This window comes from Kribbella sp. NPDC004138, from assembly GCF_053603655.1.
In genome coordinates this window covers 1-23,777 of sequence record NZ_JBSGFZ010000020.1, presented here as the reverse complement: position 1 = coordinate 23,777, position 23,777 = coordinate 1, and the positions used below count along the sequence as shown (strand labels likewise).

Annotated in this window: 22 protein-coding genes; 11 read left to right on the top strand and 11 right to left on the bottom strand. The window is 70.5% G+C overall.

Annotated elements, in window-relative coordinates; all coding sequences use genetic code 11:
* Nucleotides 1-16 precede the first annotated feature (16 nt).
* Both aspS and ACWEOO_RS26555 read left to right on the top strand, forming a co-directional pair.
* Complete coding sequence (gene aspS / locus ACWEOO_RS26560; RefSeq protein ID WP_452145334.1) at nt 17-1,306, top strand: aspartate--tRNA(Asn) ligase; 1,290 nt, start codon at nt 17-19, stop codon at nt 1,304-1,306.
* Nucleotides 1,306-2,157 carry a phosphotransferase family protein gene (locus ACWEOO_RS26555; protein ID WP_452145333.1) on the top strand — a complete coding sequence of 284 codons (852 nt, stop codon included), beginning with the start codon at nt 1,306-1,308 and terminating at the stop codon, nt 2,155-2,157. Before aspS ends, ACWEOO_RS26555 begins: the two co-directional genes overlap by 1 nt.
* A gap of 114 nt (nt 2,158-2,271) precedes the next feature.
* Here the strand turns inward: ACWEOO_RS26555 and ACWEOO_RS26550 are convergent, their stop codons facing one another.
* From ACWEOO_RS26550 to ACWEOO_RS26535, 4 genes are all read right to left on the bottom strand, one after another.
* A complete protein-coding gene (locus ACWEOO_RS26550) occupies nt 2,272-3,330 on the bottom strand; it encodes a hypothetical protein (RefSeq protein ID WP_452145332.1) in 1,059 nt (352 codons plus the stop codon).
* Nucleotides 3,330-4,415 (bottom strand): Ig-like domain-containing protein, encoded by a 1,086-nt coding sequence (locus tag ACWEOO_RS26545; protein ID WP_452145331.1) that lies wholly within the window; start codon nt 4,413-4,415, stop codon nt 3,330-3,332. The genes ACWEOO_RS26550 and ACWEOO_RS26545 overlap by 1 nt, the downstream gene beginning before the upstream one ends.
* Nucleotides 4,416-4,417: 2 nt before the next feature.
* Complete coding sequence (locus tag ACWEOO_RS26540; RefSeq protein ID WP_452145330.1) at nt 4,418-5,542, bottom strand: COG1470 family protein; 1,125 nt, start codon at nt 5,540-5,542, stop codon at nt 4,418-4,420.
* Between the two features lie 81 nt (nt 5,543-5,623).
* Nucleotides 5,624-6,076 (bottom strand): hypothetical protein, encoded by a 453-nt coding sequence (locus tag ACWEOO_RS26535; RefSeq protein ID WP_452145329.1) that lies wholly within the window; start codon nt 6,074-6,076, stop codon nt 5,624-5,626.
* Nucleotides 6,077-6,200: 124 nt separating this feature from the next.
* Between ACWEOO_RS26535 and ACWEOO_RS26530 the strand changes: the two genes are divergently transcribed.
* The 4 genes from ACWEOO_RS26530 (at nt 6,201) to ACWEOO_RS26515 (ending at nt 11,622) form a co-directional block, all read left to right on the top strand.
* A complete protein-coding gene (locus ACWEOO_RS26530) occupies nt 6,201-7,430 on the top strand; it encodes an ArgE/DapE family deacylase (protein ID WP_452145328.1) in 1,230 nt (409 codons plus the stop codon).
* A 12-nt stretch (nt 7,431-7,442) separates the two neighbouring features.
* Nucleotides 7,443-9,998, top strand: coding sequence for an ATP-binding protein (locus tag ACWEOO_RS26525; RefSeq protein WP_452145327.1), 2,556 nt, complete (start codon nt 7,443-7,445; stop codon nt 9,996-9,998).
* Nucleotides 9,999-10,126: 128 nt separating this feature from the next.
* Nucleotides 10,127-10,846, top strand: coding sequence for an alpha/beta hydrolase (locus tag ACWEOO_RS26520; protein WP_452145326.1), 720 nt, complete (start codon nt 10,127-10,129; stop codon nt 10,844-10,846).
* Nucleotides 10,843-11,622: an alpha/beta fold hydrolase gene (locus ACWEOO_RS26515; RefSeq protein WP_452145325.1), complete on the top strand. Its 780-nt coding sequence runs from the start codon at nt 10,843-10,845 to the stop codon at nt 11,620-11,622. The genes ACWEOO_RS26520 and ACWEOO_RS26515 overlap by 4 nt, the downstream gene beginning before the upstream one ends.
* Before the next feature lie 47 nt (nt 11,623-11,669).
* On the opposite strand, the gene ACWEOO_RS26510 is transcribed toward ACWEOO_RS26515, so the two are convergent.
* From ACWEOO_RS26510 to ACWEOO_RS26490, 5 genes are all read right to left on the bottom strand, one after another.
* On the bottom strand, nt 11,670-12,902 hold the full coding sequence (locus tag ACWEOO_RS26510; protein WP_452145324.1) for a serine hydrolase domain-containing protein: 1,233 nt from the start codon (nt 12,900-12,902) through the stop codon (nt 11,670-11,672).
* A 46-nt stretch (nt 12,903-12,948) separates the two neighbouring features.
* Entirely contained in the window at nt 12,949-13,611 is a 663-nt protein-coding gene (locus ACWEOO_RS26505) for a DUF4097 family beta strand repeat-containing protein (RefSeq protein WP_452145323.1), read from the bottom strand.
* Between the two features lie 113 nt (nt 13,612-13,724).
* On the bottom strand, nt 13,725-14,171 hold the full coding sequence (locus ACWEOO_RS26500; protein WP_452145322.1) for a hypothetical protein: 447 nt from the start codon (nt 14,169-14,171) through the stop codon (nt 13,725-13,727).
* A gap of 148 nt (nt 14,172-14,319) precedes the next feature.
* On the bottom strand, nt 14,320-16,584 hold the full coding sequence (locus tag ACWEOO_RS26495) for an ATP-binding protein (RefSeq protein WP_452145321.1): 2,265 nt from the start codon (nt 16,582-16,584) through the stop codon (nt 14,320-14,322).
* A gap of 48 nt (nt 16,585-16,632) precedes the next feature.
* Nucleotides 16,633-17,469, bottom strand: coding sequence for an aminoglycoside phosphotransferase family protein (locus ACWEOO_RS26490; protein ID WP_452145320.1), 837 nt, complete (start codon nt 17,467-17,469; stop codon nt 16,633-16,635).
* Between the two features lie 70 nt (nt 17,470-17,539).
* On the opposite strand from ACWEOO_RS26490, the gene ACWEOO_RS26485 reads away from it, so the two are divergent.
* The 4 genes from ACWEOO_RS26485 (at nt 17,540) to rsgA (ending at nt 21,226) form a co-directional block, all read left to right on the top strand.
* A complete protein-coding gene (locus tag ACWEOO_RS26485) occupies nt 17,540-18,256 on the top strand; it encodes a DsbA family oxidoreductase (RefSeq protein ID WP_452145319.1) in 717 nt (238 codons plus the stop codon).
* A gap of 57 nt (nt 18,257-18,313) precedes the next feature.
* Nucleotides 18,314-18,892, top strand: coding sequence for a DoxX family membrane protein (locus tag ACWEOO_RS26480; protein WP_452145318.1), 579 nt, complete (start codon nt 18,314-18,316; stop codon nt 18,890-18,892).
* 70 nt (nt 18,893-18,962) lie between these two features.
* Entirely contained in the window at nt 18,963-20,249 is a 1,287-nt protein-coding gene (aroA, locus tag ACWEOO_RS26475; RefSeq protein WP_452145317.1) for a 3-phosphoshikimate 1-carboxyvinyltransferase, read from the top strand.
* On the top strand, nt 20,249-21,226 hold the full coding sequence (gene rsgA / locus ACWEOO_RS26470) for a ribosome small subunit-dependent GTPase A (RefSeq protein WP_452145316.1): 978 nt from the start codon (nt 20,249-20,251) through the stop codon (nt 21,224-21,226). Before aroA ends, rsgA begins: the two co-directional genes overlap by 1 nt.
* Before the next feature lie 14 nt (nt 21,227-21,240).
* Here the strand turns inward: rsgA and ACWEOO_RS26465 are convergent, their stop codons facing one another.
* On the bottom strand, nt 21,241-21,711 hold the full coding sequence (locus ACWEOO_RS26465) for a DUF2231 domain-containing protein (RefSeq protein WP_452145315.1): 471 nt from the start codon (nt 21,709-21,711) through the stop codon (nt 21,241-21,243).
* Nucleotides 21,712-21,857: 146 nt separating this feature from the next.
* On the opposite strand from ACWEOO_RS26465, the gene hisN reads away from it, so the two are divergent.
* A complete protein-coding gene (gene hisN, locus ACWEOO_RS26460; protein WP_355698758.1) occupies nt 21,858-22,637 on the top strand; it encodes a histidinol-phosphatase in 780 nt (259 codons plus the stop codon).
* On the opposite strand, the gene ACWEOO_RS26455 is transcribed toward hisN, so the two are convergent.
* Nucleotides 22,621-23,777: RNA polymerase sigma factor (locus ACWEOO_RS26455; RefSeq protein ID WP_452145314.1), on the bottom strand; the 1,157-nt coding region annotated here is incomplete at its 5' end. The genes hisN and ACWEOO_RS26455 overlap by 17 nt on opposite strands.

Here is a 23,777-nt window from a genome sequence, read left to right as displayed (position 1 = left end):
GGAGGTGAAAACAGCAATGCGAATTCTCAGCCATGAGATCCCCTCAGCAGTGGGCCAGACCGTCACGGTGGCCGGCTGGGTGCACCGAAGACGACGGCTCGCCGCCGTCAGTTTCCTGATCCTGCGCGACCGGTCCGGCCTCAGCCAGATCGTCGTCAAGTCCGAGGAAACCCAGACACAGCTGGACGAGCTCGGTGAGGAGACCGTGGTCCAGGTGACCGGTACGGTCGCCGCCAACCCGCAGGCTCCCGGCGGCGCGGAGATCGTCGACCCGGTGATCGAGCCGCTGACCGAGCCGGCCGCGACGCCGCCGATCGAGCTGTGGCGTCCGGCGGTCGGGGCAGGGCTGCCCGTCGTACTCGACAACGCACCGGTCGCGCTGCGGCATCCGGCGGTGCGGGCCGGGTGGGAAGTGGCGGCGGCCGCGATCCACGGTTTCCGGTCCGCGCTGGACGGGCAGGGCTTCACGGAGATCCAGACGCCGAAGATCGTCGGTGCGGCCACCGAGTCCGGCGCGAACGTGTTCGAGCTGGACTACTTCGGCCGGCCGGCGTATCTGGCGCAGTCGCCGCAGTTCTACAAGCAGACGATGGTCGGCGTGTTCGAGCGGGTCTTCGAGGTCGGCCCGGTGTTCCGGGCCGAGCCGCACGACACCGTCCGGCACCTCGCCGAGTACGTCTCGCTGGACGCGGAGTTCGGGTTCATCACCGACCACCGCGACGTCCTCGCCGTCCTGCGTTCCGTGATCTCGGAGATGTTGGCGACGGTGGGTTCGCGGGCGGGCGGCGCGCTGGAGCGGCTCGGCGTGACGGTGCCGGAGATCCCGGTCGACGTACCGGTGGTGCACTTCAGCGAGGCGCTGAAGATCGCCGGCGCGGACCCGGACGAGCCGGACCTGGCACCCGCGGACGAGCGTGCGGTCGGCGAGTGGGCGTTGCGCGAGCACGGCAGCGACTTCGTCGCGGTCGAGGGCTACCCGATGGTGAAGCGCCCGTTCTACACGCATCCGCAGCCGTCGGACCCGCGCTGGTCGAACTCGTTCGACCTGCTGTTCCGCGGGGTCGAGCTGGTCACCGGAGGCCAGCGTCTGCACCGGTACTCCGACTACGTCGCGGCCCTGGCAGCGCAGGATGAGTCGGCGGACGCCCCGGCGTACAGCTCGTACCTGCAGGCGTTCAAGCACGGAATGCCGCCGCACGGCGGGTTCGCGATCGGGCTGGAGCGGTTCGTGGCCCGGCTGACCGGGGCGGAGAACATCCGTGAGGTCACGCTGTTCCCGCGCGACCTGCACCGGTTGACCCCCTGATGGACACCACCGCGTCGGTTGTCGCCGAGCTGAATGTTGCCCTGGGCACCAGTTATCGGGTCGTGCGGCAACTGACCGGTGGTCTGCAGTCGACGGCGTACGAGCTGACCGACGGCGTCGTCCTCAAGTGGACCGGCAACCCGGCCTGGGCACCGCGGGTACAGAAGGCCGCCGAGCTCGTCCGCCGGGCACGTGCCGTCGGCTATCCCACGCCCGCGTGGCTGGCCGTCGGCACAACCGCGGCCGGATCGCCGTACCAGTTGCAGGAGTTCGTGCCGGGCTCGGCACCGACGCTGGATGCTGCCCTGGCGCAACAGGTGATCGAGATCTGCGAGCTCCAGCGCGACCTGCTCCCCGAGGACCACGACGTCACCTGGTCAGGCTGGTCCCACGGCGTCGTCTTCGACGGCTGGGACGGAGTGTGGGAACGCGTGGCCGGGTACGACGACGAGGCCACGGAGTTGCTGCAACGGTACGGCGCGTTGTGCGCGCCGTACCGGGCTGAGGAGTTGGCGCACCACGACTTCGTGCACGGCGACCTGAACATGGGCAACCTCCTGGCGGCCGACGGCCGGATCACCGGCATCATCGACATCGAGGCCGCCGGCGGCGGAGCACGCGCCTACGACCTGGTGTCCCTGGCCGCCTCCGCCGCCCGCGACGGCGCTGCGGACGGCGTCGACGAGCTGTTCCTGGAAGCAGCACTACAAGCCAACGGCCACGCCACGACCGCCGTGTGTGCAGCCGCAGCATTCGCCAGCGTCGCAGAGTTCGTCCACGACCGACCGACATACGCCCAGGAGATGGTCAACCACGGCGGCCGGCGCATTTTGGACCTGCTAGGCGCCTAGGTATCTGCAGCTGGACAGTACGTATACACGTACTACACCGGGCCGGGAGCCTGGCGAACGGCTGGATCTCGCGGCAGTGGCCATATACGTACTGTCGAGCTGCAGAGGACGGGCCTAGTTGACGACAGTGACCGGGGTAGAACCGCTGGGCTGACTGACGTTGCTGACGTTGTCGGTGCTAACAGCAACAACCCGGTAGGCGCCGGCGGCCGGGGTTGCCGTCCAGGTGACCGAGTAGCTGGTGGCTGCGTTGGCGGAGGATCCGATGGCGGTCCCGTTCGTGCAGGATCCGGAGTAGCCGGTGCAGTAGTAGTACGCGACCGACTTCACACCGGAGCCGGCGCCGTCGGAGGTCGTGTCGGTGAGAGTGGCTCCGCTGGTGACCGCGACGGTGATGTTGAAAGACGCCGACGCGGCTGTCGAGGTCAGTCCGGTGGCGGACGCGGTCAGTGTGAGACCCAGAGCTGTGGAGTTGATGGTCACGGTGCTGAAGGTGGCTCGGCCCGAGCTGTTGGTGGTCGCGGTGGCACCCGAGTCGATCGTGCCGGCGGACGGTGTCAGCGTGACAGTGACTCCGGAGGCGAACGCGGCGTTGCCGGCCTGGTCCTGCACCTGGACGGTGACCGCCGGGGACAACGCGGTACCAGCGAAGCCGTCGGTCGGGCCCTGGACGAACGCGAGCTTGCCACCGGTGATCACGACCGGACTGGTTGGTGAGGCCGCGCTGTCCTTCGTGGTCGAGACGGAGAAGGTGTTCGCGGCGTAGCTCCCGGCGGCCGGGTTCGTGATGCCCGCGATCGTCAGCGTACCGGCCGCGTTCTTCAGGTCACAGGTGCTGCCGGCCAGGGTGATCGTCACGACACTGCCACTTGCGGAGGCAGTAGCCGTGCAGTTGCCGGTGAATCCGCTGACGGGTGTCACGACCGGGCTGCTGGGCACGTCGAAGGAGGAGTTGAAGGTCACCGTGATCTTGTCCGCGGCCTTCAGCTCACCGCCCGCGCCATTGCTGGGCGTGAACCTGACGCTCCAGTCGGCGGTCGTTTCCTTGACCGGGTTCGTCGTCGTGAAGGTGACGTTCGAAACCGGGGCTGCGAAGGCTGCCGGTGCCTCGGCGATGCCGACGGCGACCAGTACGGCGACGAAAGCCATCAGGCAGGTACGTTTGATGCTCATCACTGGTGTCCGTTCACTGTCGGTCGGGCGACGGTCGGCGGCGTGGTGTCCACCGTGACCACCGTGGCCGCGCCCGGGCCGCCCGTGTTGCCGGCGGCATCGGTGGCGACCGCCACGATCCGGTAGGAGCCGTCTGCGGCGAAGGGCGCGCCTGTGGTGACAGCGAAGTTGGTGGCCGAAGAGGTGGACGCTCCGATCGCCGTCCAGCTCGCAGCGGTGCAGCTGCCAGTCGCACCGGCGCAGCGGTAGTAGGCGACCGATGCAACTCCGGTCAGATCGTCGGTAGCCGAGTCCGTCAGGGTAACCGTCGCGTTGCCGACGAAGCTGCCGGAGGCGAGGGAAGACGTGGCCGTCGGAGCCGATGCGGTCGGACCGGTCGCGTCGTAGGTCACGGTGTTGTCGGTGCTCGTCGATGCGGTGTTCCCCGCCCCGAACGAGTCGTGCACAGTGTTCGCCGCGATCGACACAGTGACCGAGCTGCTGCTGGTGAGTCCGCTGACGGCGAGGTTGTACGTCGTACCGCTACCGGTCACCACGACGCTTGCAGTGGCGGGAACTACCGTGACGTCGGAACTGGTGAAGTCAGTCACCGCCTCACTGAAGACCGCGGTGAAGTTGACGGGCGACGAAGCGGCCGGATCGGCCTGGCCGGCGGCCTGGTCGACTGTCAGGGACGGGCGGGAGTTGTGCACTGTCACGTTGGTGCTGGAGGCCGATGCGGTCCAGCTGGCGGAGAGTGCGGTGACGATGTAGTGATACGTCCCGTCCGCGACGCTCAAGTCATCGCACGAAGTGGCGGACGTCGGCGACGCTTGCGTCGTACCGCAGGCGGCTGTCGTCGTACCGTCGCTGTTGAGGACCCGGGTCACCACGTAGCCCGTGGCGCGGGCTGAGGCTGTCCAGGCAACGTTGACCGTTCCGCCGCCCGGTGGTGCGGAGGCGGTCACGGGCGTTGGCGCGGCGAGTGTTCCGGTGGCCGCGGATCCGGTACCAGCGCCGGCCGCGCTCCAGAATCCCCAGGCGAGCCCTCCCCCGGTCATCACGAGGGCAACGAGGCCGAGCATGAGCATCATGCGTCGAGTCATGATCAGCTCCCCTGTCCAGATCCGGCGTAGGCGAGTGTGATGGTGGCGCCCTTGCAGCCGTCCTGGTTCGTCGCGGTGTCGAGCATGGTGACCTGTGGCCAGGCCGACTGTGCGATGCCGAGGCCGGACAACGACGCGTTGCCGCTGCCGGGCACGGTCAGCGGATACGTGCCGCCGTAGTGCGTGACCTTGTAGTCGGCCGGGGCGCACGGCAGGTTATGGGTGGTCGCGTACGACGTCCGGGTGACGGACTGGACGGTGACGGTCAGGTTCGTCACGGAGATGGGTTTCTTGTTCGGGTTGGTGAGTGTCAGGTCGAGCGGGCGTGAAATGCCGGGTGCGAGGGTGCCGGACAGGTCGCCGCTGATCGCGAAAGGCTTGCCTGTGGTGGCCAGGACCAGTTGGACGGTCGCGTAGGCGTACTGGGTGACGCCGGCCGGGTTCTTGCCGGAGGCGACCAGGTAGAGCGTGAAGGTGCCGTCGTCGGCGGTCGCGGGCGTGGTGACCTGGAGTGTCGAGGAGTTGCCGGTCGTCGGGTTCGGCGTGAAGGTCGCGGTCGCCCCGGACGGCAGGCCGCCGGCGGTCTCGAAGGTGACTGCGCCGGGGAAGTTCGTGCGGGTCAGTTGCGCGGTGAACACGGCGGTCGACCCGGGCGCCAGGGTGACGGAGGCCGGGGTCACGGTCAACGCGACAGCGCTGGACAGCGGGGCGTTGACGGTGAGGCCGGCGGTGATGGTGCCGCTGACCTTCGTGCCGGTGCCCTGCACGGTGAGCGTGGCCGACCCGGTCGGAGTGCCGGATGTGGTGCTCACCGTCAGCGTCGTGCTCGCCGTACCGCCGGACGTGAGTGTCATCGAGGCCGGGCTGAAGGACGCTGACGCATTCGCGGGTACGCCGGTGGCGCTGAGCGCGACCGCGCCGGTGAAGCCGCCGGTCGAGGTCACGCTGATCGTGTACGTCGCGGTCTGGCCGCGCGTCACCGACTGGCTGGTCGGTGTGATACCCAGCGTGATGCCGGGCTTGGTCGGCTGCGCGGCGTACGCCAGGCCGGCTGCGGCGAGCAGCAGGCACACGCCGACGATCAGGAACCTGATCAACCGGTGGCGGGCCTTTCGCGTGCCTTGCATCTCACTCCCCCAAGAACTGGTGCGGTCCCGGCCCGGACGAGGCGTGCGCCTCGCCCAGGCCTGGGAAACCACGGTGACGTACTAGTTGCTGGCGTAGGCCAGGTTGACCGTCGCGCCCTTGCAGCCGTCCTGGTTGGTGGCCTTGTTGTTGAACTTGATCGTCGCGCCGGTGAACGACACGGTGGAGCCCGCGGCGACGTCCTGGCCCACGGTCATGACCGGGCTGGCCAGCGTGTAGTCAGAGGCGTCACAGGTGCCGGTCGCGGTCACCGAGGCGATGCTCACGGTCACAGTGTTGACGTACGCGCTGTTGGACGCGTTGTTCGTGACGGTGCCGCTGATGGTCTGGGCGCTGTCACCGGGGTACATGTTCGAGATGGTGCTGGTCTGCGCGATCGCGAGGCTGCTCGCGCCGGCCGACGTGCTGCCGGAGCCGCTGCCGGTCCCGGTGGTGCTCCAGTAGGCGAACGCCGTACCGGCGCCGATGGCGACGATCGCGGTGCCGGCGATGAGGATCTTCTTCTTGCGGTGCATGGCGGTTTCCCTTTCCCCCAGGCCCCGAGTGGGCCGTCTGCCCGAAAGGCTGCCAGCGCCGCACCGCGCGGTCTGTCGGCTGAACGGTCAGACTTTGTCGGCCGATTGGTGGTATTCCAGTGCCGTGACTTACGAGACTGAGCAGGCCGTTCTGGCCGCGATCGACGAGGACCGGATCATCGGCGAACTGCGGGAGCTGGTGCGGATTCCGAGTGTGGACGGGACCGCGGCGGAGGTCGACGTCCAGGCATGGTGTGCCGGGCGGCTGGCGGAGCTGGGGCTCACCGTCGACCACTGGCGGCTCGAGCTGCCGGAGCTGACGGCGGATCCGCAGTTCCCGGGTATGGAGGTCGAGCGGACCGAGGCCTGGGGCTGCGTCGGCATCCTGGGCGGCGACCGTACGCCGGGGCTGATTCTCAACGGGCATGTGGACGTGGTGCCGGGTGAGGTGTTCGACGCGCGGATCGAGGACGGCGTGATGTGGGGGCGTGGGACCTGTGACATGAAGGGCGGTGTCGCCGCGGTACTCGGTGCGGTGGCGGCCGTCGTTGCCGCGGGCATCACGCTGCGCAAGCCGCTCGCGGTGCACACCGTGATCGGCGAGGAGGACGGTGGCGTCGGCGCGTTCGCGACGTTGCGCCGCGGTCATCGCGGCGAGGCGTGCCTGATCGCGGAGCCGACCGCCGGGACGGTGATCCCGGCCAACGCGGGCTCGCTGACCTTCCGCCTGGAGGTGCCCGGGCTCGCCACGCACGGCTCGACCCGGAGCCACGGGGTGAGCGCGATCGAGAAGTTCACCGTCATCCAGACCGCGCTGCAGGAGCTCGAACGCGAGCGCAACCGGAACCCGCACCCGCTGCTCGCCCACCTCGACCTCGCCAACCCGCTGTCCGTCGGCACCGTCGCGGCCGGCGACTGGGCGAGCACCGTGCCCGACCGCCTGATCGCCGAGGGTCGGTACGGCGTACGTCTCGGCGAGGCCGTCGCGGACGCGCGGACCGCCTTCGAGGACGCGGTCGCGGAGGCGTGCGCGAAGGACGAGTGGCTGCGCGACCATCCGGTCACGGTCAGCTGGCCGGGCGGCGAGTTCGCGTCGGGTCTGCTGCCTGAGGGCGACCCGCTGCTCGCGGACACGGTCGCAGCAGCGTCTGACGCGGGCGGAGCGGCCCCCGCGGTCAAGGGAGCGCCGTACGGATCCGATCTCCGGCAGTACGCCGCAGCGGGCATCCCCACGCTCCAGTACGGGCCGGGTGACGTCAGGTACGCCCATGCGGCCGACGAGCACGTGGTGCTGGCCGACGTACTGCACGCCGCCCGTACGTATGCCCTGCTGGCTGTCCGTCGCTGCGGTTGATACAAATCCACCATGGTGCCGCTGCGGGGACGCTCTGAGGAGCTCGGCAAGCTCCTGGATGCTCTGCGAGCGGCCACCAACGGGCAGGCCTCGGTAGCAGTCGTCAGTGGCGAGCCTGGGATCGGCAAGTCAGCGCTCCTGGCAGCCGCTGTGGAGCAGGCCGAGCGGCAGGGCTTCCTGGTCGCCAGTGCGGTCGCACACCAGACCGACAACATCAGTCCGCTCGCCTCGCTCGCGCCTGCGCTCAGGGCCGGGACTGAGCCGCTGATCGATACCGACCAGTTCCTGGAGCTGGCAGCGCTCAACACCCAGCCGCTCTGGCTCGCTGAGCGGCTGGCTGACCTGATCGGTCGTCGTCTCGCTGGTGTGCGCGCCCTGATCGTGCTGGACGACGCCCAGTGGTCGGATCCGCTGACAGCTTTCGTACTGCGGGTGGTCGTCGCCCGTCTTCCCGCCGCGAATCTCCTCTGGTTGCTCGCCACCCGCCCGAGCCCCGGCGGCCCGGCCGACCAGCTCGTCGAGGCCGTGAACGTGCCGGTGCACACCATCCCGCTCGCACCCCTGACCGCGGACGCGATCCAGGACCTTGCCGCGGACCGTCTGAACCACACGGTCGACCCGTCGCTCGCGGTGCAGCTGGCCGGCGTCCAGGGCATCCCGTTCCTGGCCGAGCAGCTCATCGCGGGTCTGTACCTGAGCGACAGCGACCTGTCCGCCGGCCTCGTCGAGGGTGTACGCCGTCGCACGGGCGGACTGTCCGGGTCGGCCCGGGACCTGGTCCGCACGGCTGCTGTCTTCGGCAGCGAGTTCCGCCTGGAAGACGTCGCCGTACTGATGGCCGCGCCGGTCGCCAGGCTCGCTGCGCCGTTGGAGGAGACGATCCAGGCCGGTCTGCTCACGGATGCAGGGTCCGTGCTCCGCTTCCGGCACGAGCTCCTGCGCTCCGCGGCGCTGGCCGACGTACCGCCGTCTGCTCAGCGAGCGCTGCACGGCGCGATCGCGAACCAGCTGATGTCCGCCGGGCGCGGTGCGGCCGCTGCTGCACCGCATGTCCTCGCAGTAGCCCAGTCCGGCGACACGACGGCTGTCGCGACGCTGCGCGAAGCGGCGCGGGACCTGCTGGCGACTATGTCGACCACCGCCGCGGAGGTGATCCAGGAGGCGTTCGACCTCACTCGCGTCGACGATCCGCTGCGCGCCGAGGTCGGTGTGGACGTGGTGGGCGTCCTGCTGGCAGCGTGGCAGTACGACCGGGCCAAGGCGTTCGCCGACGACCTGCTCAGCGGTACGGCGCTCTACCACGGGCCGATCACGCCGGACCTGCAGGCGACGATCCGGCTGCACCTGGCGCCGTACCAGTGGGCCAGTCAGCGTCTGGACGTGAAGGAGCTCAGCGCCCCGGGCGCGGCACCGCATCTGGCCGAACGGCTCGCCGCCTTCCGCGCACTGGCCGGCCAACAAGCACCCTCCGTGCAAGACCCGGTCGCACAGGCGCTCCTTCAGGTCGCTGCTGCCGAGCAAGCCCAAGCCGACGGCAGGTACGCCGAGGCCCGTGACCTGTACGCCGGTGCGCGGCAAGCGGAGACCGGTCTGGGGAGTCTGCCGACCACACTGGTCGAAGTCGGCGAGCTCTACTGCCGTGCTGAGACCGACGAGCTCCCCAGCGCACTGGACCGCGTCCGAGAGCTCATGACCGTCGGCGACTCGTGGGCGGGGCCGCAGCTGGCGGTGCTGCGAGCGCGGCTCGAGTACGCGGCCGGCAACCTGCAGCAAGCGGAAGAAGCAGCCAACTCCGGTTTGCGGTGGATGGACCAGCTGCAAGTGAGCGGTCTGGCCACGGCAGCGGAGCAGGTACTCGCACTGGTCGCCCTGCTCCGCGGTCACCTCACTCAGGCCCGGAAGCTGGCCGGCAGCGACCCGACGATCAGGGCCCTGCTGGCCATCGCGGACGGCGACGCCAAGGCGGTCAGCCAGCTGGCTGCGACGCCACAGGACTTCCCTGAGCGCATCGGCGTACTGCTGCAAGCCAATCTCGTGGACGAGCTGTCAGAGTCAGCCGCCGGCCGTGGTGCGCGTGCTGTCGTGGCTGCCGGCAACGACGTGGAGCAGCTCGCTGCGGCTGTCGAGATCGTCCGTACGGCGCAGCGGCCGTTGCTGCTCGCTCAGGCCGAGGAGCGCTACGGGCGAGCCGCGCTGGAAGCAGGTGATCGCAAGACCGGCGTACCGGCTCTGGAGCGGGCTTTGGACAGTCTGACGGCTCTTGGCGCCACAGCACCGGCTGGGCGCATCCAGGCGGTGCTGCAGGCAGCCGGGGTACGACGAAGGCGCTGGACCGCCGTACCGCCACGGGCTCAACAGGGCTGGGAGGCACTCACGCCCATGGAGCGACGGGTCGCTCTGCTCGTGGCTGAGGGGCACACGAACCGGTCGGCGGCCGAGGAACTGGTGGTGTCGGCCAGCACCGTCGGGACCCACCTGCGGGCGGTGTTCGGCAAGCTGGGCGTGAACTCGCGGGTCCAGCTCACCCGGCTGGTGCTGGAGCGGTTCGCCCCTCCCCCGAACGCATGAGATTTGGGTGCACGGCCCGCTCTCAGCACGTCGGCCGGCGCTGACAGGTTCACCTGTTCGCTCGATCCGCCGGAGCGGCCTCCAGAGGTTTCCTTCTACCAAGCAACCGAAGAAGGAGATCGAGGAAGATGACTGACAAGACCCCCACCGTCGTCCTGGTTCACGGTGCGTTCGCGGAGAACGCCAGCTGGTCCGGTGTGATCGCCGAGCTCACCCGCCGCGGCATCCCTGCGATCGCGGTCGCCAACGAGCTGCGCGGCCCCGCCCTCGACGGCAGCCGGGTCGCCGCCCAGGTCCGGGAGATCGACGGCCCGGTCGTCCTGGTCGGGCACTCGTACGGCGGTGCGGTCATCACCGCGGCCGCCAACCAGTCCGACAACGTCGCTGCGCTGGTGTACGTCGCCGCGTTCCTCCCGGAGGAGGGCGAGAGCCTGCAGGACCTGCTCGGCAGCTTCCCCGCGAACGACTTCGCGTCCGGCCTGGTCCCGCACCAGCTGCCCACCGGGGACGGCGGCGAGGAGACCTGGCTGAGCATCGACCGGTCGAAGTTCCGGGCGCTGTTCGCGGCCGACGTCGAGGACGCCGAGCTGCTCGGCCGGACGCAGCGGCCGATCGCCGCGGCGGCGTTCGACGAGAAGTCCGGCGCGGCGAGCTGGAAGCGGCTCCCGGTCTACGACCTGGTCGCCACCGGTGACGAGGCGATCCACCCGGACGGCCAGCGCACGATGGCCGCCCGCGCCAAGGCCGTCACGATCGAGGTCGACGGCTCGCACGCGGTCGCCGTCTCGCAGCCGAAGGCCGTCGCCGACTTCATCGCGAGCGCCGTCGAGGCAGGTGCGAACCGATGAAGCCCAGGCACCTGGCGACGGTCGCCGCCGCGGCCGTCCTCACCCTCGCCGGTGTGACCACGGCGAGCGCTCAGGCCGAACACAAGCCGAAGCCCACCATCGTCCTGCTCCATGGCGCCTTCGCCGACGGGGCCAGCTGGTCCGAGGTGACCAGCCGGCTGCAGCGGGACGGGTACACCGTGGTCGCCCCCGCCGTACCGCTGCGGGGAATCGCGTCGGACACGGCGTACCTCAAGGGCGTGCTCGACACCGTCTCCGGCCCGAAGGTGCTCGTCGGCCACTCGTACGGCGGTGCGCTGGTGAGCCAGCTCGCCGGAAGCGCCGGGGTGAAGTCGCTGGTGTACGTCGCCGCGTTCGTCCCGCAGGCCGGTGAGACGCTCGGGGCGCTGAACTCGCAGTACCCGGGCAGCGAGATCGGGCCGGACACGACAAACGCGATCAGCTATCCCGGAGGGGTGGATCTGGTGATGAAGCCGGAGTCGTTCCGCCGGGTGTTCGCCGCCGACCTCCCCGCGCGGCAGGCCGCCGTACTCGGGGCGTCGCAGCGCCCGGTCAACGCCGCGGTCTTCGACGAGAAGATCCCCACCGGCGCTCCGGCCGCGCTGCCGAAGTACGCCGTGATCCCGACCGCCGACCACGCGATCGCACCGGCCGCCGAGCGCTTCATGGCCGACCGCGCCCACGCCACCACGGTGGAGGTCGCCGGAGCGTCCCACTTGGTCGCCCTGTCCCAGCCGGGCACCGTGACCCGTGTGATCGAGCAGGCCTCCCGCTGAGAACTGAAGGCCGGACCGCAGCACGCGGTCCGGCCTTCGGAGCGCTCTCAGTCCTCCAGGGCCTGGTAGAGCGTGGTCCAGAAGTCGTTCATGAGCTGCACCGAGGACGGCACAGTCGTACCGACCTGGGTGAGGAGGATGCCGACGACCTGGTTGACCGGGTCGGCGTACGTCGACGTACCGGCGCCGCCGTCCCAGCCGAACTGCCCGATCGGCGCGTAGTCGCCCCGGTAGGTGCGCACGGCCATCCCGAAGCCCCAGCCGCCCTGCTGCCCCTGACCGAACGAGATGTGTACGTTGTCCCGGGCCAGGGTCTCCCGGGCGGCCAACTGCTCGGCGGTGAGGCTGTTGCTGGTCATCAGCTGCACCGCCGGGCGGGACAGGATCCGCTCGCCCTGGTGGACGCCGTGGTTCAGCAGCATCCGGAAGTAGGCGTGGTAGTCGTCGGCGGTCGAGTTCAGGCCGCCGCCACCGCCCTGGAAGGCCGGCGGAGCGCTGTGCCGGCCGCCCTCGGCCTCGTCCCACACCTGGAACTCGCCGGTCGCGGGGTCCGGCGCGTACAGCGGTGGCAGCCGGTGGATCTGGTCGGCGGGCACCGAGAACCCGGTGTCCTTCATGCCCAGCGGCCCGAAGATCCGCTCGCGCAGGAACTCGTCGTACGACTGACCGGTGACCCGGGCGACGAGGACGCCGACCAGGTCGCTGCTGATCTGGTACTGCCACCGCTCGCCGGGCTGGTACATCAGCGGGAGGGTGCCGAGGCGCCGCATCCACTCGTCCGGCTCCGGCATCGGCACCGGGCCGTTCGGGGTGATGCCCTGCTCGAACAGGGCGCCCATGATCGGCGTACCGATCATCGTCATGTCCATGCCGAGCCCGAACGTGGAGGTCAGCACGTCCCGGACGGTGATCGGCCGCTTGGCGGGCACGGTGTCGTCCACCTGGCTGTCGATCCGCTTCAGCACCTGGCGGCCGGCCAGCTCGGGCAGCCACTCCTCGACGGTGTCGTCGAGCCGCAGCCGGCACTCGTCGAGCAGCACCATCGCGGCGGCGATCGAGACCGGCTTCGATGTCGAGGCCATCCGGAAGATGGTGTCCCGCTGCATCGGCGCACCGCCCTCGTGACGCATCGTGCCGAGTGTCTCGACGTGCGGCTCACCGTCGCCGCGGCTGACCAGGGCGACGACGCCGGGGATCTTCCCGGAGTCGACGTGCCGGGCCAGCACGTCGTGCAGCCGGCGCAGCCCGGTCTCGGTGAAGCCGGACGGAGTGGTTGACATAGCGGTGTTTCCCTTCGATCGGACAGAGGGTTCGGAAAGCGAGCTGTCAGAGGCTACGGGCGACGATGTCGCCGACGCTGGTGGTCGCGTGGATGGTCAGGTCCGCGGCGCCGCTGTTCTTGAGCGCGTTGTCGATCCGGCCGGTGGCGGTGCCGGCGTCCAGCGCGGCCGAGACTCCGGCCGCGGCGCCGACCTCGATCTCGCCGACGTCGGTGCGCAGGACGAGGTCACCGCGGACGGCCTCGGCGATCCGGATGTCGCCCTTGCTGGTGCGGATCTCCGCGGGCCCGTTCAGCCGGCCGATGGAGACGTCGCTCGCCGAGGAAGCGATGCGGGCGCTCGCGACGTCCTGGAGGTCGATCGGGCCCTGCGCGCCCTCGACGACGACGTCACCGAGCGGCCCGGTCGCCCGGAGCTCGACGCTGGCCGTCTTCACCTCGGCCCGGGAACCGGCCGGCAGCTGGACGGTCACCGCGACGGCGCCGGACGGCCCGAAGTACTGGTTCTTCGCGACGACCTCGACCCGCAGCACACCGTCGGCGTACTCGACCTTGGTCGCCTCGGCCGCCTTCACGTCGCGGCTCTTCGCAGCGTTGGCCGGCCGCACCTCGACCGCGGTCTCGGCCTGGTCGGCGGCGACGAACGTGATGCTTCCGGCGGGGATGTTCAGCACGGCGGAGATCGGCTCGGGGGTGGTGAACGTAGACATTGTGGTGCCTTCCTGGTTGTGAACTCTTGTTGTTGCCCCAACTCTCGAGGAGCGTCCTGACACCGGACCGCCGCCGCACTGACACGGCCGAGCCCGCGGTGTCGGGGCAGGTGTCAGCAGCCGAGCCGGTCGGCGATGACGTCCAGCACGTCGCGCAGGTCGCGGTCCATCCGCGTCCGCAGCCCGATGTCGGCGATCCCGTCGGCGAACCCCGGATGCTCGGGTACGACGCGGTGTACTCGGTGGGTCACGAGCGCTCCGGCAGGGCAGGCGGTGACGGCGTAGACCCCGCCGTACCAGCTCTGCACTGCCAGCGTCGAGCCGCGGCTGTCGGCCTGGATCTCGACCGGCTCGACAGGACCCGCCAGCTCGGCGCGGTAGGTGCCCGCCGCTTCACCGGCGACGACCGTCATGGCACCGCGGCGGGCGGCCGACGCTCTGGCCAGGACGAGCAGGTTGTCGTCGCCGACCCGGCCTTCGCGTATGGCGAGGAGCAGTCCGGCGACCGCAGCGACCGGCGCGGCGACGGTTCCCTGCACGACCCATGGCTTCGTGTCCATGGCCCCGAGCTTCGGTGCGGCTCGGGCGTGCGGACAATCCGCGGAACACCTCGCGGGACAGGACGGCTGCCGGCTGTCACGCCCTGACCTGCGAGTTCACCGGCGGCCCGGGGCTGCGCCGACGGTGTCCCGGGACGGGACGGGACACTCAGGAGACGAGACCTGCCCGCGCCTCAGGCACCAGATACTCGAGGCCGTGTGCCGTGGCGACCTCCAACGCCTCCTGGAAGTACCGTGCCGCGCTGTCGCCGTCGCCGACCGCCCTGCATGCCCTGGCGTACGGGAGGTGGGCCCGGACAAGTCGATCGGGTTCACCGGCCTCCTCGAGCATCCGCACGGCCTCGCTCTGCCTGGCTTCAGCGTCCTCGGCGCGGCCAAGGTGAAGCAGGGCGATCGCCACGTCCGTGAGGCTGTTCGCCTCGAACAGCACATGCCCGGTCGCCTGACTGATCGCAACAGCCTGCTCCGCGTAGTCGAGCGCGCCCGCCGCATCGCCCAGGCCCAGGGCTGCCCGACCCAGCACGTCCAGGCACATCCTTGCCGTCTGGCGATCAGCCGTCTCGAGTACGTCGGCCGCGACCTCTCGTGCCGCTTCGTACTTCCCCAGCCGCATGAGCGCGTGGCTGAGCGTGCAGCGTATGCGTCCCCGGACGGCCGACTCGTCGGCCGGCAGAATGGCGACTGCCTGTTCCAGAAGCTCCACGGCGCCGGCTGTGTCGTCGTACTCGTGCAGTTCCCCTAGCTGGAAGAGGGCCATCGCCTCACCGACGCCGTCGCCTTCAGCGGCCATCAGCGCGCGGGCGGTCCGCAGTTCGCGGTCGGCATCGGTCAACCGGCCCATGCGCATCTGCAGCACGCCCTGCAAGTAGTGGTGCGAGGCAAGCACCCGGCGATCACCCAGCCGTTCGGCCGCGGGCAGACTGGCCACCAACGCCTCGTACAACTGCGCAGAGCCACCACGGCGCGTATGAGCGATCGTGGTGAGCTGCCCGAGGCCCACGGCTACCGAGTCGATCCGCAGCTGTGCAGCGAGAGCGAGCGTCGCCGTGAGGTTGCCCCACTCGGTATCCATCCACGTGACGCCGCTGTCGTGGCTGGACAGGTCAGGCAGCGCAGGCGGCGACTGTGACACGGTGACCGGCAGCGGAAACAGGACCAGGATCAGCTGCTTCACGGCCAGCAGGCCGCTCAGGTAATAGTCGCCCAAACGCGTGATCGCCGGCACGGGATCGGCCGTCGGGTCGTCGGCGCGGGCCACCTGCCGCAACAGGTCGTGCATCCGGTACCGGCCCGCCGCGGGCTCTTGGACGAGATGGACGTCGACCAGGTCCTCCAGCAGCGACCGCGCGTTCGGCAGCGGGATTCCAGCCAGCGCGGCCGCGCCGTACGCGTCGATGTCCTCACCTGGTACCAGTCCGAGCAGTCGGAACATCCGCCGCTGCGCGGGGTCCAGCTGCCGCAGCGACATCTCGAAGACCTCCGACACCGTGAGGTCGCCGTCGCGCAGCCGCTCCACCAGGGTGTCGAGAGTCCACGCGGGCCGGTGCCGGAGCCGCGCGGCTGCGACCCGGATCGCGAGCGGCAGGTTGCCGCACCGCCGCACCACCTCGGCCACGTCACCGGGCCGGGTACCGCCGGCGGACTCGACGAAGAGCTGGGCCGCCTCCTCGCCGGGCAGGACGTCGAGCGAGATCGGCTGGACGCCGTCGAGCTCGACCATGCGCCGCCTGCTGGTGACGACCACGAAGCTCCGGCCGGCGCCGGGCAGCAGGTGACCGACCTGCTCGGCATCGGCGGCGTTGTCGAGCAGCACGATCGCGCACCGCGTGGCCAGCTCCGACCGCCAGAGCGCGGCCCGCTCGGCGAGCTCGTCGGGAATCCGGGCAGGCGGTAGTCCGAGGGCGCCCAGAAGGACCCGCAACGCCTCTACGGGGTCGAGACGCTCTCGCCCAGGCGTGAAGCCGTGAAGATCCAGGTACAGCTGCCCGTCCGCGAAGTCCGGGGTCAGCAGGTGTGCGGCGTGGACGGCGAGCGCGGTCTTGCCGACTCCACCCATGCCGTCGATCGCCACGAGCGACGTACTGCGGGCCGCGTCGACGAGCAGGTCCAACTCGGCGCGGCGACCGGTGAAAGCGGTGACATCGTGCGGCAGGTCGTTGCGGACCTGCAGCGCGACGGCTTGCCTCGTCTGTGGCGCGTCCTTGGCGCGTTCCCACACCTCACGCAGCGGTCTGGGGTCGCGGCCGGCCACCTTGCAGAGCGCGACGACTGTCGGCCACGGCGGAACGGCCTGGCCGGCGAAGTACCGCGACAGCGAAGAGCTGCTGGCGTTGATGTCACGGGCGAGCTCACGCAGGCTGCGACCGGTGAGGTCGCGCAGCTGTGCCAGCTGCCCCGCCAACTCGTCACGCACGCCCGCCGGCCCTCCTCCCGTTCCAGCGGGCGATTCTAGAGCCCGACGTCAGAGCAGCCGGTCGAGGGCTGCGTGGCCGATCGGGCCCCAGTGGGCCTTACCGCCGGGGATGCCCTTCTCGCCGTTGATACCCATCGCGATGAGGAACAGTGCCCGCGTCAAGGCCCAGCCGCGTGCCCGCCGTACCGTCGCCTCGTCAGCGCCGTACGCCACGAGGAAGCGCTCGGGCTCAGGGAGCAGGATCCAGGCGGCGGCGACGTCGTTCGCCGGGTCACCGACGCCGAGCTCCTCGAAGTCCACCACACCGGCGAGCATGCCGTCGGCAACGACCACGTTCGCCGGGTGCAGGTCGCCGTGCAGCCACACCGGCGCCCGGTCCCACCGCGGCGCCGCGAGCGCGTCCTGCCAGACCGCGCGGATCTCGTCGACGCGCCCGACGGACGCCTGGACCTCGTCGAAGCCCGGGCTCGGCGGCAGCGTCGATCGCTCACTCACCGGCGCGTCAGCCGGTGCCCCGGTGTGCAGCGCGTGCAGGAACCCGGCCAGTACGTCGGCCGCCGCCGGATCGCTGATCGGTGCGTGGTCCGCGGGTTCCCCGTGCACCCAGGTGGTGACCAGCCAGGTCCGCGGGAAGCGGTCCGACGGAGCGCCGAGATGCCGCGGGACCGGAATCGGCAACGGCAGCTGGTCGGCGAGGTCAGGGAGCCACAGGTGTTCTCTGTGGAGCACCTGGGGGGCGCCGGCGTGACGGGGCAGCCTGACAGCCAGGTCGTCGCCCAGGCGCCACATCTGGTTGCCCCAGCCGCCGATGACCTCCTTGAGCGGCAGATCCGCGAGATCGGGGTACTGCTCGCTCAACAAGGTCCGCACCAGCTCTTCGTCCATGGAGCGTCAGACGCGTCACACCGGTGGCTGGTTGGGAATAGGTCCACAAAGCGGTCAGTTGCGGACAGTTATGCGCATTGATGTGTGGTCCGACGTCGTCTGCCCGTGGTGCTACATCGGGAAGCGGCGGCTCGAGCAGGCCCTCGCCGAGAGCGGCGACACCGCGGAGATCGTCTGGCACAGCTTCCAGCTCGACCCCTCGTCGACGAACGACGACCCGCGGGACCTGGCGACCCGGCTGGGTGAGAAGTACGGCCGCGGCCGCGAGTGGGGTCTCCAGGCGAACGCCCACGTCACCGAGGTGGCGGCTGAGGTCGGACTGGAGTACCACCTGGACCAGGCGAAGCCGGTCAACACCGTCGACGCGCACCGCCTCCTGCACCTGGCTCACGACCTCGGTGCGTCCGGTGAGGTGCCCGCTGACACGCAGGGCCGCCTCAAGGAGCGTCTGCTCAAGGCCTACTTCACCGACGGCCTCCCGGTCGGTGACCACGCCACGCTGACCGAGCTGGCCACAGAGGTCGGTCTCCCCGCCGACCGTGTGCGTGAGGTCCTGGCCGGTACGACGTACACCGAGGAGGTCGCGGCGGACCAGGCGCAGGCCCTGGCGTACGGCGCCAACGGCGTACCGTTCTTCGTCATCGACGAGAAGTACGGCGTGAGCGGCGCCCAGCCCGTCGAGGTCTTCAAGGAAGCACTCAGCCGGGCCCGCGGGCCGGTCACCCTCATCACCGCCCCGGCTGCCGGCGACGACGCGACTTGCGGTCCGGACGGCTGCGCGCTCTGACAGTTGGGTACCGGGAGTTACACAACTCCCGTATATGTCTTGGTGTATGAAGGAGGCATGACTGTCGTGCGCGCACTGGCCAGGCCGTTGCTGTCCATGATTTTCGTCGTCCAGGGTGCGAACTCGATCCGCAACCCCGAGCCGCTCGTGCCCAAGGCCCAGCCGGTGACGGACCGGCTCGTGCCGATGGTGAAGAAGGTCGCCCCGCCGCAGGTCAGCGACCGGATCCCGGAGACCACGGTCAACCTGGTCCGGCTGAACGGGGCCGTGCAGGTGGTCGGCGGCCTCGCGCTCGCGACCGGCAAGGGCCGGCGGCTCGGCGCGGCCGCGCTCGCGGCCACGCTGCTGCCGGTGACCGTCGCCGGGCACCCGTTCTGGCAGATGAAGGACAAGGAGTCCCGGCAGGCGCAGCGGATCCAGTTCATGAAGAACCTGGGTCTGCTGGGCGGTCTGCTGCTCGCCGCGGTCGACACCGAGGGCAAGCCCGGCGTGGCGTGGCGGGCGAGTCACGGAGCGAAGGCGGCGAAGCGAGAGACCAAGCGCGGCGCCAAGGCCGCCAAGCGGGAGGCGAAGGACCTGGCCCGCGAGGCCAAGCACGCCGCGAAACTCGCGAAGGCGGAGCTGCATCTCGGCTGACGCTCCGAGCACGGCCGGCGCGGGCCGATGCCCTAGGCTCGGAGCTGGACGGACGAGCCGAAGGAGTGGCATGACGGAGCAGCAGGGCTGGGCGGCGCCCCGGGCGGCGGGAGCAGTGACAGGCACGGTCACGGTGCCCGGATCGAAGTCGATCAGCAACCGTGCGCTCGTCCTCGCCGCGATCGCGGACGGCCCGTCGCACCTGACCGGCCTGCTCGCGGCCCGCGACACCGCCCTGATGCGGTCCGCCCTGGTCTCCCTCGGCGTCGCCATCACCGAAAAGCACAGCACCGACAGCGGTACGACGGTGACCGTCACCCCGGGCTCGCTCAAGGGCCCGGCGACCGTGGACTGCGGCCTGGCCGGCACCGTGATGCGGTTCGTTCCGCCGGTGGCCGCGCTGGCCGACGGGCTGGTCGGCTTCGACGGCGACCCGTATGCACGAGAGCGGCCGATGGGCGTCATCCTGGACGCGCTGCGCACCCTCGGCGTCCAGATCGACGACGGCGGCACCGGCCGGATGCCGTACACCGTGTCGGGCATCGGTTCGGTGCGGGGCGGCAAGGTGACGCTGGACGCCTCCGGGTCGAGCCAGTTCGTGTCCGCGCTGCTGCTGGCCGGCGCACGGTACGACGAGGGCGTCGACATCCGCCACGACGGCAAGCCGGTGCCCTCGCAGCCGCATCTGGACATGTCGGTGGCGATGCTGCGCGAGCGCGGCGTCCAGGTCGACGACGCGGAGCCGAACCGGTGGGTGGTTGCTCCCGGCCCCATTCAGGCGCTGGACACGGCGATCGAGCCGGACCTGTCGAACGCGGCGCCGTTCCTGACCGCCGCCGTCATCACCGGCGGCTCGGTCACGGTGACCGGCTGGCCGGCGCAGACCACCCAGCCCGGCGGCCAACTGCCGGAGATCTTCACCCGCTTCGGCGCCTCGGTCACCCGGACCGACGACGGCCTCACGGTCCGCGGAACGGGCCGGGTGCAGGGCTGTGACCTCGACCTGAGCGAGGTCGGCGAACTGTCCCCGGTGATCGCCGCGGTGGCCGCCTTCGCCGACGGACCGTCGTACCTGCGCGGCATCGCGCACCTGCGCAACCACGAGACCGACCGGCTGGCGGCGCTCGAGACCGAGTTCAACGCGCTCGGCGGCGACGTCACGCAACTCGAGGACGGCCTGGCGATCCGGCCGAAGCCCTTGCGCGGCGGGCTCTTCCACACCTACGCCGACCACCGGATGGCGCACGCCGCCGCCGTCGTCGGCCTGCTCGTCGACGACCTGCTGATCGAGAACATCGGCACCACGGCGAAGACCCTGCCCGAGTTCCCCCAGCTCTGGTCGGAGCTCGCCGGCTGATGTCGCGGTACGACGAGGAGGCCCGGTACGACCGGCCCAAGCGCCGCACCCGGCCGCGGACCAAGGACCGCCCCTCGTACGACGACGCGGCCGAAGGCTTCGTCATCACCCGGGACCGCGGCCGGTACACCTGCTGGGTCGACGACCGCCAGGTGACCGCGATGAAGGCCCGGCAGCTCGGCCGTACCGGCGTGATCGTCGGAGACCGGGTCAAGCTCGACGGCGACGCCAGCGGCGACGAAGGCACCCTCGCGCGGATCGTCGAGGTGCTCCCCCGGACGACGCTGCTGCGCCGCTCGGCCGATGACGACGACCCGGTCGAGCGCCCGCTGGTGGCGAACGCCGACCAGCTCGTGATCGTCGTCGCGGTCGCCAACCCGGAGCCCCGGACCGGGCTCATCGACCGGTTCCTGGTCGCCGCGTTCGACGCCGGCATGCGGCCGCTGCTCTGCCTCACCAAGACCGACCTGGCCGATCCGGACCCGTTGCTCTCGATCTACCGGCCGCTCGGCGTCGAGTCGGTCGCCACGCACCAGGGCGGCGACCTGACAAAGCTCCGCGACCAGCTCGACGGCCGGACCAGCGTGCTGGTCGGCCACTCCGGCGTCGGCAAGTCCACCCTCGTCAACGGCATCATCCCCGGTGCCGCCCGAGCGGTCGGCATCGTCAACGAGGTCACCGGCCGCGGGCGCCATACGTCGACGAACACGGTCGTACTCCGGCTGCCGGACGGCGGCTGGCTGATCGATACGCCTGGCATCCGTTCGTTCGGCCTGGCTCACGTGGACCCGGACAAGTTGATCCACGCCTTCCCGGACCTGGCAGAGCTGGCCGCGGACTGCCCGCGCGGCTGCACCCACGCCGCCGACGCCCCTGACTGCGCGCTGGACGAGGCCGTCGCGGACGGCCGCGCCGACGCCGACCGGGTCGCGTCGTTCCGCCGTCTGCTGGCCAGCCGCGCCACGACCAGCTACTGACGACGTACCACCCGCTACTTGGGGAGCTGTCCTTCCCACACCGCCCGGGCGCCGGCGTCCCCGGTGCGGATGGTCTGCCAGATGACCAGTACGCCGACCACGACCACGGCGGCCTGCGTCAGCAACTCGAGCGGACGGCTCGTCCCTGTCCGGCCGTCGCGTTCGCGCAGCAGCAGGAAGGCGGCCACGGCAACGACCGCGAAGGTCAGGCAGTACCAGAACAGCAGGTTCCCGCGCTTCTCGTGCAGCGCGACCACCTTCGCGAGCGTCGGTACGGCGGTCACGAACGCCTCGCCGCTCTTCTTCGCCACATACGCGCAGATGACAGTCCCGACGCCGAGCACCAGCGCCGGCCAGCGCAGCAGCCGGCGCCACCGCGGCACCACGGCGAACACGATCCCGGTGAGCGCGGCCACCGGCAGCAGCACCACGGTCAGATGGATCACGAGCACGTGCAGCGGCAGGTCACCGAACCGCTCGAACATTGACGCCTCCCGGCGGTCGTCAGGACGTGGTCAGACACTAATGGCACGTTCAACGACCGCATTCGGTTCAATCGGCGCCGCAACCGATCCGCAACGTTCCCCGGACGTCCGCAGCGTTCGCCTGTCGTTCAGGCTAGCCTTCCGGCATGCCTTCGCACACGGATGACCTGCGGCTCGCCCACATCCTGGCCGACGATGCGGACTCGACCACGATGGACCGCTACAAGGCGCTCGACCTGCACGTGGCCACCAAGCCCGACCTCACCCCGGTGAGCGAGTCGGACAAGAAGGTCGAGGACGTGATGCGCAAGACGCTCGCCCGGGCGCGGCCGCGGGACGCGTTCGTGGGCGAGGAGGACGGCACCAGCGGCTGGGGTGTGCGGCGCTGGGTGGTCGACCCGATCGACGGCACCAAGAACTACATCCGCGGCGTGCCGGTCTGGGCCACGCTGATCAGCCTGATGATCGAGGACCAGGTCGTCGTCGGCGTCGTCTCCGCTCCGGCGCTCGGCAAGCGCTGGTGGGCGTCGTACGGCGACGGCGCCTGGACGGGCCGCGCGCTGCACTCGTCGCAGCCCTGCCGGGTCAGCGACGTGAGCCGGATCGAGGACGCGTCGCTGTCGTACGCCTCGCTCAAGGGCTGGGAGAAGCTCGGCAAGAAGAACCAGTGGGCCGACCTGATGGACTCGTGCTGGCGGACCCGCGCGTACGGCGACTTCTGGTCGTACATGCTGGTCGCCGAAGGCGCGGTCGACATCGCCGCCGAGCCGGAGCTCAATCTTTACGACATGGCCGCGCTCGCGATCATCGTCGACGAGGCCGGCGGCACGTTCACCTCCGTCGACGGCGTGCCCGGCCCGAACGGCCCGAACGCCGTCGCCACCAACGGCCGCCTGCACGACGAGGTCCTCAAGCGCCTCGAGTGATCCGCCGCTGCAGGAATTCAGCCTCGACCGCATTGCTGGTGAACGCCAGCGCCTCCTCGTATGCCGCCCGCGCCTCCTGGATCCGCCCGCACCGCCACAGCAACTCGCCCCGCGTCGACGCCAGATACGGGTACGTCGCCAGCGCCGGATCGTCCGGCAACTGCGCGAGCGCGGCCTCGGGCCCTGCGACATAGCTGATCGCCACCACCCGGTTCAGCGCCACCACCGGGGAAGGCCAGCGCTCGAGCAGGACGTCGTACAGCCCGAGGACCTCCGACCAGTCCGTGTCCTCCCAGCGTGCGGCCTCGGCGTGCACAGCCGCGATCGCGGACATCAGCCCGAACCGCCCGGCTGGTCGCAGCGCCTCGGGCACCAGCCGTAGTCCCTCGTCGATGAGCTCTCGGTCCCACAGCGAGCGGTCCTGGTCTTCCATCAACACCAACCGGCCGTCGGCCACCCGCGCGGCCTCCCGTGCCTGCGTGAGCAACAGCAGCGCCAGTAGCCCGGCGGCCTCCGAGCTGTCCGGCAGCAGCAGACGGATCATCCGGGCGAGGTCGAGGCCCCGACGACCGAGATCGGTTCTGGTGAGAGCGTCGCCGTCAGCGGCCGTATGGCCGGCGGCGTACACGAGGTGGACCACGTCGAGGACCGCGTCGATGCGTTCGGGGAGGTCGGGCGCCTTCGGGATCCGGTACGGGATGCCCGACCGCGAGATCTTCTGCTTCGCCCGGGTGATGCGGGCCTGCATCGTGGTCTCCTTCACCAGGAACGCCTTGGCGATCTCGGCCGACGACAGCCCGCACACCAGGCGCAGCGTCAGCGCGATCTGTGCCTCTTGGGCGAGTGCCGGGTGACAGCAGGTGAACACCAGCCGCAGGCGATCGTCGGGAAAGGTGCGGTCCTGGACGTCGTCCTCGGGCATCAGCAAGGGCAGCTTGCGCCGGGCCACGTCGGCCCGCCGCCGCAGCTCCAGCGCCCGGCGGGTGGCGACCGTCGTCAGCCAGGCACCCGGCCGCCGCGGCACGCCCTGGTCCCGCCAGTGCACCAGGGCCTTCGCGTACGCGTCCTGGACGCAGTCCTCCGCCAGGTCCAGGTCCGCGGCGACCCGCGCGGTCGCGGCGAGCACGGCGGCCCACTCGG

Bases quoted from the DNA above. Each gene is read 5' to 3' on its own strand.
- aspS (WP_452145334.1), top strand. From the start codon at position 17: ATGCGAATTCTCAGCCATGAGATCCCCTCAGCAGTGGGCCAGACCGTC.
- ACWEOO_RS26555 (WP_452145333.1), top strand. From the start codon at position 1,306: ATGGACACCACCGCGTCGGTTGTCGCCGAGCTGAATGTTGCCCTGGGC.
- ACWEOO_RS26550 (WP_452145332.1), bottom strand. From the start codon at position 3,330: ATGAGCATCAAACGTACCTGCCTGATGGCTTTCGTCGCCGTACTGGTC.
- ACWEOO_RS26545 (WP_452145331.1), bottom strand. From the start codon at position 4,415: ATGACTCGACGCATGATGCTCATGCTCGGCCTCGTTGCCCTCGTGATG.
- ACWEOO_RS26540 (WP_452145330.1), bottom strand. From the start codon at position 5,542: ATGCAAGGCACGCGAAAGGCCCGCCACCGGTTGATCAGGTTCCTGATC.
- ACWEOO_RS26535 (WP_452145329.1), bottom strand. From the start codon at position 6,076: ATGCACCGCAAGAAGAAGATCCTCATCGCCGGCACCGCGATCGTCGCC.
- ACWEOO_RS26525 (WP_452145327.1), top strand. From the start codon at position 7,443: ATGGTGCCGCTGCGGGGACGCTCTGAGGAGCTCGGCAAGCTCCTGGAT.
- ACWEOO_RS26520 (WP_452145326.1), top strand. From the start codon at position 10,127: ATGACTGACAAGACCCCCACCGTCGTCCTGGTTCACGGTGCGTTCGCG.
- ACWEOO_RS26515 (WP_452145325.1), top strand. From the start codon at position 10,843: ATGAAGCCCAGGCACCTGGCGACGGTCGCCGCCGCGGCCGTCCTCACC.
- ACWEOO_RS26510 (WP_452145324.1), bottom strand. From the start codon at position 12,902: ATGTCAACCACTCCGTCCGGCTTCACCGAGACCGGGCTGCGCCGGCTG.
- ACWEOO_RS26505 (WP_452145323.1), bottom strand. From the start codon at position 13,611: ATGTCTACGTTCACCACCCCCGAGCCGATCTCCGCCGTGCTGAACATC.
- ACWEOO_RS26500 (WP_452145322.1), bottom strand. From the start codon at position 14,171: ATGGACACGAAGCCATGGGTCGTGCAGGGAACCGTCGCCGCGCCGGTC.
- ACWEOO_RS26490 (WP_452145320.1), bottom strand. From the start codon at position 17,469: ATGGACGAAGAGCTGGTGCGGACCTTGTTGAGCGAGCAGTACCCCGAT.
- ACWEOO_RS26485 (WP_452145319.1), top strand. From the start codon at position 17,540: ATGCGCATTGATGTGTGGTCCGACGTCGTCTGCCCGTGGTGCTACATC.
- ACWEOO_RS26480 (WP_452145318.1), top strand. From the start codon at position 18,314: ATGACTGTCGTGCGCGCACTGGCCAGGCCGTTGCTGTCCATGATTTTC.
- aroA (WP_452145317.1), top strand. From the start codon at position 18,963: ATGACGGAGCAGCAGGGCTGGGCGGCGCCCCGGGCGGCGGGAGCAGTG.
- rsgA (WP_452145316.1), top strand. From the start codon at position 20,249: ATGTCGCGGTACGACGAGGAGGCCCGGTACGACCGGCCCAAGCGCCGC.
- ACWEOO_RS26465 (WP_452145315.1), bottom strand. From the start codon at position 21,711: ATGTTCGAGCGGTTCGGTGACCTGCCGCTGCACGTGCTCGTGATCCAT.
- hisN (WP_355698758.1), top strand. From the start codon at position 21,858: ATGCCTTCGCACACGGATGACCTGCGGCTCGCCCACATCCTGGCCGAC.